Below are 732 nucleotides of genomic sequence, written 5' to 3' on the forward strand. Positions count from 1 at the left end.
GTGCGAGCCCCTTCATGCCTCAGTCCAAACCTGACAAATCGCCCCTCCGCAAATTCCTGGAAGCCCTGATGCTGGTGTTTGGCGCAGTCATGTTCCTGGGCTTCTCCTTTGGCCCGATACTGCAGGCACTGGGGCCTTCTGACTCGGCAGACACCGCCAATTTGGTTACCGAGCAACTGCGGGCCCAGGCGGACGGCTACCGGGCCGTGCTGGAACGGGAGCCGGATAACCCCATTGCCCTGCGGGGGTTAATTGACACGCAACTGCAGCTCAACGAGCCGCAAGGGGCCATTGAGCCGCTGAAGAAGCTGGTGGAACTGGAGCCGGAAAATCGGCAACTGCGAGCTTTTTTGGCTCAAATTCAGCGGGAGACAGGAGATCTGGAAGGAGCGCTGGAGCAGCTTCAAGCTCTCTACAAAAAGGATCCCAAAGATGGCCAAGTTCTGCAGGAGCTGGCCGATGTTCAACTAGTTCTGGGCCGCACTTCTGAAGCCATTGACCTGCTGGAGAACTATCTGAAGGAAGTACCGGAAGATAACGATGTCCGCCTGCGCTTAGCTTTTATCTACGCCCGCAACAACCAGACGGGAAAAGCGGTGGCCCTTTATGATGAGATGATTGCAGCGGATCCCAGCGATTTTGCCCCGGTATTGGGCAAGGCAATAGCCCTCAGCTCTGCTGCCGATGCCGACCTACGGGCACAAGCCCCTGATCTGTTTGAGCAAGCGGCCC

Annotated in this window: 1 protein-coding gene; it reads left to right on the top strand. The window is 57.5% G+C overall.

Annotation, left to right across the window (positions count from 1 at the left end; all coding sequences use genetic code 11):
- Positions 1–14: 14 nt before the first annotated feature.
- Positions 15–732 (top strand): tetratricopeptide repeat protein (locus NW844_RS13030; protein WP_414336259.1); only part of this gene is annotated, 718 nt, incomplete at its 3' end.

This window comes from Synechococcus sp. H55.2 (assembly GCF_047462495.1).
GTDB lineage: Bacteria > Cyanobacteriota > Cyanobacteriia > Thermostichales > Thermostichaceae > Thermostichus.